The sequence below is a fragment of the Sulfitobacter sp. G21635-S1 genome (genome assembly GCF_027213915.1).
Lineage (GTDB): Bacteria > Pseudomonadota > Alphaproteobacteria > Rhodobacterales > Rhodobacteraceae > Sulfitobacter.
Genome location: NZ_JAPWGV010000008.1, coordinates 168142 through 174740, shown reverse-complemented (window position 1 = coordinate 174740; position 6599 = coordinate 168142). Strand labels below are relative to the sequence as shown.

General features: G+C 60.7%; 5 protein-coding genes. 1 reads left to right on the top strand and 4 read right to left on the bottom strand.

Annotation, left to right across the window (positions count from 1 at the left end; all coding sequences use genetic code 11):
- Positions 1–525 precede the first annotated feature (525 nt).
- Both msrQ and msrP read right to left on the bottom strand, forming a co-directional pair.
- Positions 526–1149 carry a protein-methionine-sulfoxide reductase heme-binding subunit MsrQ gene (gene msrQ, locus O4H53_RS10585; protein ID WP_269363625.1) on the bottom strand — a complete coding sequence of 208 codons (624 nt, stop codon included), beginning with the start codon at positions 1147–1149 and terminating at the stop codon, positions 526–528.
- An 85-nt stretch (positions 1150–1234) separates the two neighbouring features.
- Entirely contained in the window at positions 1235–2143 is a 909-nt protein-coding gene (msrP, locus tag O4H53_RS10580) for a protein-methionine-sulfoxide reductase catalytic subunit MsrP (RefSeq protein ID WP_269363623.1), read from the bottom strand.
- 337 nt (positions 2144–2480) lie between these two features.
- On the opposite strand from msrP, the gene O4H53_RS10575 reads away from it, so the two are divergent.
- Positions 2481–2960: a fasciclin domain-containing protein gene (locus O4H53_RS10575; protein ID WP_269363621.1), complete on the top strand. Its 480-nt coding sequence runs from the start codon at positions 2481–2483 to the stop codon at positions 2958–2960.
- Positions 2961–3046: 86 nt separating this feature from the next.
- Here the strand turns inward: O4H53_RS10575 and O4H53_RS10570 are convergent, their stop codons facing one another.
- Both O4H53_RS10570 and clpB read right to left on the bottom strand, forming a co-directional pair.
- Positions 3047–3475 carry a hypothetical protein gene (locus O4H53_RS10570; RefSeq protein ID WP_269363619.1) on the bottom strand — a complete coding sequence of 143 codons (429 nt, stop codon included), beginning with the start codon at positions 3473–3475 and terminating at the stop codon, positions 3047–3049.
- A 233-nt stretch (positions 3476–3708) separates the two neighbouring features.
- Positions 3709–6324: an ATP-dependent chaperone ClpB gene (gene clpB, locus O4H53_RS10565; protein ID WP_269363617.1), complete on the bottom strand. Its 2616-nt coding sequence runs from the start codon at positions 6322–6324 to the stop codon at positions 3709–3711.
- Positions 6325–6599: the final 275 nt, after the last annotated feature.

The window sequence follows — 6599 nt, the reverse complement described above, 5'->3', positions numbered from 1 at the left end:
TTCCGCCCGTCCGCGTTTCCGCTTCCGTCCGGCCCGTCTGACGCCCCGCCGGTGCATCTCTGCGCCGCCGGTGAGGGGGGTTCTACGGTTAGTAGCGGATACCCGCAACCCCTTTTTTCGAGAAATGCGAAATTTTTGCTACACTCTCAGAATGTGGTTTAGAAACAGAGTGTTATGATCTCATTTTTTTCGAATTACTTTGCCTGCGGTCGCTTTATCGCCTGCGGCATCACCGAAGCAGGGCCTCCGGATTCCCATATATAGCGTTATCCACAGGCTTACCCCCAAGCGGGACGCAGACTCACCCTGTTTGCGCCAACAAATTTGCCCCTGATTTGCCGATTCACCCGGCCGAATGCTGGATCGGGTGTGAATCGGAGGGGCGATTCACCGAAAATCGGGCTCCGACTCGCGCGACAGGCCAAAATTTCTTTCAAAAAGTGCCCGTTCGGCGGGCAACCATGGTGGAATCAGTGCAGAATCTTCGGCGACCGGCCAGCAATCAGCCCCGAAAGGCCCGGTGATTCACCGATTTGGCCGGGCAGCGGGTCCGCGCTTCGGGGTTTTGACCAATCTCAGCGACAGAAGCCCCAGAAGCACGGCCATATAGACCAGGGGCTCAATCTGAATGCCCTTCACCAGCCAGATGTAGTGGATACCGCCCAGAATCACGGCCAGGTAGGTCAGCTTGTGCAGCTTGCGCCACGCCGGGCCCAGTTTACGCACCGACCAATTGTTCGATGTGGCGGCCAGGGGCAGTAAAAGAACAAATGCCGCGATGCCGATGGTGATGTAGGGGCGCTTTATGATGTCCTGTGCAACCCGCGACAGGCTTTGCACATCCAGAAATGCCCAGACCAGCAGATGCAGCACGACATAGGTAAAGGCGAGCAGACCGATCGCCCGGCGGAACCTGATCAGGTTGAGGCCGGTAAACCGGCGCAGCGGCGTGATGCACAAACCGATGATCAAAAGCTGCAGCGCGGTCTTGCCCAGCTCATGCTCCAGCGCCTTGACCGGATCGGGGCCAAGCCCCCCGTAGACCCCCTGATAGAACAGCCAGACGGCGGGGATCAGATACGCACTATATACAACCCATGTCGGGATGCGCCGCGCGAAGCAGTTGATGCCGTCGATGAAGACTTTCACAGGGCCACCCGGCGTGGCGAATTTTTCATAAAATTCGGACCGGGATTCTCGAAAATCCCGTCTCCCCTGCCGCCCGGGTTTGCCATCAGAAGTTCTTGGCCAGATCCATGCCTTCATAAAGGCTGGCCACCTCGTCGCCGTAGCCATTGAACATCAGCGTGTCCTGGCGACCGGCAAACAACCCTCCGCCCAGCGGACGCTCTGTCGCCTGCGACCAGCGCGGGTGGCTCACTTCCGGGTTCACATTGCTGTAGAATCCGTATTCACGGGCATTGGCCTTGTTCCAGCTTGTCGGCGGTTCGCTGTCTGTCAGCGTGATCCGCACAATCGACTTGATCGACTTGAAGCCATACTTCCACGGCACCACCAGCCGCAGCGGCGCGCCGTTCTGGTTCGGGATGTCCTTGCCATAGATGCCGGTCGCCATGATCGTCAGCGGATGCATCGCCTCGTCCAGGCGCAGCCCCTCGACATAGGGCCAGTCCAGAACCGGGAACCGCACGCCGGGCATTTCGTCGGGGCGCAGCACCGTCTCGAAGGCCACGTATTTCGCAGCGGACTGCACCCCCGCCATCTCCAGCAGATCCGCCAGTTCAAACCCGTCCCATGGCACCACCATCGACCAGGCCTCGACGCAACGGAAGCGATAGATCCGTTCCTCGATGGTCATCGCCTTCATGATGTCTTCAAAGTTGTAGTCGCCGGGCTTGTCCACAAGGCCGTCGATCTTCACCGTCCAGGGTTTGGTCGTGAGGGTTCCGGCATTGCGGGCCGGATCGCCCTTGCCGGTGCCGAACTCATAATAGTTGTTGTAGCTGGTGATGTCCTCATAGCTGTTCGGTTGCAGCTCTCCCTCGGCTCGCACCCGCCCGCCGGATATCCCGGCAAGCCCGACGCCCGCAACCGCACCCGCCATCAATTGCCTGCGGTTCAGAAACGCCGCCTCCGGGGTGACGTCACTTTCTTTCAGCGTATTGATCCAACGATGGGCCATCGGGCTCTCCTACTCTCAACTCCACATACAACAGAGTTAGGGTTACAAGGCCCATGCACCAAAGACTTTCGCGGTTCATTTCACCCAGAACACCGAATTGTCAGCTTTGCTCCGCCCGGCAGAAACGGCCAGCGCCTTCGGCGCTGCGGGCAGAGATCACAAAACCGCGCCCCGCTTTCACGTTGAGTTGAGTGGTCGCACCGCATCCGTCCCGCTTAGCGCAAGCGCCCCATGTTTCAATGGGCGCCCTCACGCCACCGGCGAAAACCCCCTGCTTTTCTTTCCGACGGACCGCCTCACATTATCCTGTGACACCAGATAGCAGGAGGAGACCATCATGCACCGCAGAACACTACTTGCCCTGACCGCTGCTGCCGCGCTTGCCGGAACACCCGTCTTTGCTGCCGACAACAAGAAAGACATCGTCGATACCGCAACCGAGGCCGGGACTTTCGGCACCTTGCTGGCTGCCGCCGAGACGGCCGGCCTGCTCGAAACCCTGAAAGGCGACGGCCCCTATACCGTCTTTGCGCCCAGTGACCACGCCTTTGCCGATCTGGAAGACGGCGCTGTGGACACCCTGTTGCTGCCCGAAAACCAGGACGTTCTGACAAGCATTCTCACCTACCACGTCGTCGCGGGCAAAATCATGTCCGCTGACCTTCAGACCGGGATGAATGTCGAAACGCTGGAGGGCTCTGTCGTCACGATCAACCTCGACAATGGACTCATGGTCAATGATGCCACGATTGTCACCCCCGACATTGAAGCCACGAACGGGGTGATCCATGTCATCGACAAGGTGCTGATGCCTTGATCCGAGGAGACATCCGCCGGACAATCCCGGCGGGTGCGCCGAAAAAGGGCTGCCAAAACGACCCTTTGAACCTGGCATGACCTGCGTCAGGCGTATCCGGCGGAAGCATTGAATGTCTCAAGCGACTGGCCCGAGATCAGGTGATCCAACAGCTGATGGCGCCGGGTGCCCGACAATCTGTTCAGCGCCTGAACTTCTGCCGGTGTCAGATCGCGCCGCTCGAAACCGCGCGTATTCAGACAACGGTCCACCGCGCCCGCCTCGCCATGGGCACGGATATTCCCTTCATTGGACGCCACGATGATCGGGCCCACAAGCACGCCGCCGAACAACACGCCTCCGACATAGCTGCTGACGACAGCATTCTGACCGCCCCGCGCCGCATTTGCGGAGCAGGCATAGACCGCCTGACGCGCCGATTGCAGGTTCTGGCCCGGTTGCGCAGGAACCGAAGGGCCCGGAAGGTCGCCACATGCGGCCAGGCTCAGCAGCCCCAGTATACCTAATAGTCTCATGGGTCTGCCTTTCTGGTGCATCTGCATGGGGGATCCGCTGCAATTCCTCCCTGCGGACCTAGCAATTCGACCGGCAAATGAAAAACAGCTTGATGCGTTGCTGCTTTGCCTGCGGCACAACCGCAACAGCAGATGGGCACAAACGAGATTCCTGCCGTGTCGCTGACCGGGCTACCGGCAAAAAAAGGCCGGGAAAACCCCGGCCTTTTTTACCTGCATATATATAGTGCGGATCAATGCACCGTCGCATCGTCCGGTTTGGGCCGATTGCTGGCCGCGACCCGGTCCCCGATGATCAGGCCATCGGCTCCTGCGGTGACGGTGATCCTGTCCCCGTCGCGCACGTCACCGGCCAGGATCATCTCTGCCAGCGGGTCCTGCAGCACCCGCTGGATGACCCGCTTGAGCGGCCGTGCCCCGAAGACCGGATCATAGCCTTCATCGCCCAGCCACTTCTTGGCGCTCTCATCCAGATCCAGCGCGATCTTGCGCCCGGCCAGCCGCCGGAGCAGCCGCTGCAATTGCACCTCGACGATACCGGTCATGTTTTCGCGGCTCAGCCGGTCGAAGATGATCGTTTCGTCCAGACGGTTCAGGAACTCCGGCCGGAAGTGCGCCCGGACCGCATCCATCACGTCACGCTTGGCCTGTGCCATGTCGCCGCCATCGGGCAGTTGGCTCAGCGCCTGCGCGCCCAGGTTCGATGTCAGCACGATCAGCGTCTGCTTGAAATCGACCCTGTGGCCCTGCCCGTCGGTCAGCACCCCGTCGTCCAACACCTGCAACAGCACGTTGAACACATCCGGATGCGCCTTTTCGACCTCGTCGAACAGCACAACCTGATAGGGCCTGCGCCGCACCGCCTCGGTCAGCACACCGCCCTCGTCATAGCCGACGTAACCCGGAGGCGCGCCGATCAGCCGGGCAACGCTATGCTTCTCCATGAACTCGGACATGTCGATACGCACCATGGCGTTGTCGTCGTCGAACAGGAACTCCGCCACCGCCTTGGTCAGCTCGGTCTTGCCCACACCCGTCGGCCCGAGGAACAGGAAACTGCCCAGGGGGCGGTTTTCGTCGTTCAGACCGGCACGCGCACGGCGCACGGCATTCGCCACCGCCTTGACCGCAGCATTCTGGCCAATGACCCGCGCATGAAGCTGGTCTTCCATGCGCAACAGCTTGTCACGTTCGCCTTCCAGCATCTTGCCCGCAGGCACACCTGTCCAGCGCTCAACCACATTTGCGATCTGCTCGGGGCGCACGGCCTCTTCGACCATCATGCCATCCTCGCTGGATTCAGCAGCCTCAAGATCCTTCTCAAGCTGCGGGATCACGCCATAGGAAAGCTCCCCCGCGCGGGCGAGGTTGCCCTCCCGCTTGGCGATGTCCAGATCCGCGCGGGCGCGGTCCAGCTTTTCCTTGATGTCGCGGGCGCCGGCCAGCTTGTCACGCTCGGCCTGCCAGGCGGCTGTCATGCCACTGGCCTTCTCCTGCAAATCGGAAAGGTCCTTCTGCAAGGTCTCCAGCCGGTCCTTGGACGCCTGATCGTCTTCCAGCTTCAGCGCCTCTTCCTCGATCTGCAATTGCAGGACCTGGCGGTCCAGCGCATCCAATTCTTCGGGCTTGCTGTCGACTTCCATGCGCAGACGGCTGGCGGCCTCGTCCATCAGGTCGATCGCCTTGTCCGGCAGGAACCGGTCGGTGATGTAGCGATTGCTCAGCGTCGCGGCCGCCACGAGGGCAGAGTCACTGATCCGCACACCATGGTGAAGCTCGTATTTCTCCTTGATGCCACGCAGGATGGAAATGGTATCTTCCACCGTCGGCTCCTGCACCATGACCGGCTGGAAACGCCGCGCCAGCGCTGCGTCCTTTTCCACATATTTGCGGTATTCATCCAGCGTGGTGGCACCAACGCAATGCAATTCACCCCGCGCAAGCGCAGGTTTCAGCAGGTTCGAGGCATCCATCGCCCCATCCGCCTTGCCCGCACCGACCAGCGTGTGCATCTCGTCGATGAACAGGATGATTTCCCCGGCAGCTTCGGTGACTTCGGTCAGAACCGCCTTCAAACGCTCCTCGAACTCGCCGCGATATTTGGCACCTGCAATCAGCGCCCCCATGTCCAGCGCCAGCAATCGCTTGTTGCGCAGGGATTCGGGCACATCGCCATCGACAATCCGCAGGGCAAGACCTTCGGCAATGGCGGTCTTACCGACACCGGGTTCACCGATCAGAACCGGGTTGTTCTTGGTCCGGCGCGAGAGGACCTGCATCGTGCGGCGGATTTCCTCGTCGCGGCCGATGATCGGGTCGATCCGGCCTTCTTCGGCCCGCGCGGTCAGGTCGGTGCTGTATTTCTTCAGCGCCTCATATCCATCCTCCGCACTCGCGGTATCCGCGGTGCGGCCCTTGCGGACATCATTGATGGCAGTGTTCAGCGCCTGGGCCGAAACATGACCGGCTTCCAGCGCGGTTTTCGCCGCGGATTTGACCATGCAAAGCGCCATCAACAGACGTTCCACCGGGACAAAACTGTCGCCCGCCTTCTTCGCCAGCGCCTCAGCCTCGGCCAGCACTTTCGTGGTTGTATTGTCCAGATAGACCTGGGCCGCATCGCCCGAAACCTTGGGCAGCTTGCCCATCGCCAGCGCGAGGTTCTCGGTCACGCGCTTGACGTTACCGCCTGCCGCCGAAATCAGATTGGCCGCAAAGCCCTGATCATCGTCCAGCAGTGCTTTCAGAATATGTTCGGGAGTAAGCCGTTGATGGCTCTCGCGGACGGCAATTGTCTGCGCCGCCTGAATGAAGCCGCGCGATCTTTCCGTGAACTTGCTCAAGTCCATGGTTCTCTCCTCTTGTTAAGCGCCCCATGGCGGATGCGCCCGGCTCAGCGGCACGCGTCCTTCGGGACCTCGGTTAGAATTTGGGGATCCGGACACCGGATTCAAGAGGCGCTCACCACAATGAAACTGTCAGGTGTCAGGCAATACCGGCTTTTGTGTCACATCGCTGGCCCGGAGCGCAGCGTTATGTCCGATGGGAGGCAGGGGCCAAGCGGTCATTTGTGAAAAATGCTGCGAAGGGCGGGATTGAGTCCGGAGTGACTTAACCACACAGG

Bases quoted from the DNA above. Each gene is read 5' to 3' on its own strand.
- O4H53_RS10570 (WP_269363619.1), bottom strand. From the start codon at position 3,475: ATGAGACTATTAGGTATACTGGGGCTGCTGAGCCTGGCCGCATGTGGC.
- O4H53_RS10575 (WP_269363621.1), top strand. From the start codon at position 2,481: ATGCACCGCAGAACACTACTTGCCCTGACCGCTGCTGCCGCGCTTGCC.
- msrP (WP_269363623.1), bottom strand. From the start codon at position 2,143: ATGGCCCATCGTTGGATCAATACGCTGAAAGAAAGTGACGTCACCCCG.
- clpB (WP_269363617.1), bottom strand. From the start codon at position 6,324: ATGGACTTGAGCAAGTTCACGGAAAGATCGCGCGGCTTCATTCAGGCG.